At 58.1% G+C, this 267-nt stretch carries 1 protein-coding gene; it reads left to right on the forward strand.

What is annotated here, in order from left to right:
- Window positions 1-267: DUF2345 domain-containing protein (locus SB719_RS20490; protein WP_412159790.1), on the forward strand; the 267-nt coding region annotated here is incomplete at both ends.

Raw genomic sequence — 267 nt, forward strand, 5'->3', positions numbered from 1 at the left:
GACCTGCTCAAGCAAGACCTGGAACAGCTCAAGTCCTCTGTACTGATGCTCAGTGCACCGCAAGGTATCTCGCTGACCAGTGGCGGGCATCTGCAACTGGCCGCGCAGAAGAACGTGATGCTCAACGCCGGTGGCGAAGCCGATATGAGTGTGGTCAAGCGCTTGTTCGTGGGTGTGGGGCAGGGGCTTAGCGTGTTTGTTCGCAAGCTGGGGATCAAACTCATTGCCAACCAGGGTCCGGTGAGTGTTCAGGCACAGAACGATGCG

Source organism: Pantoea sp. SIMBA_079 (assembly GCF_046940275.1).
GTDB classification, from domain to species: Bacteria; Pseudomonadota; Gammaproteobacteria; order Enterobacterales; family Enterobacteriaceae; genus Pantoea; species Pantoea borealis.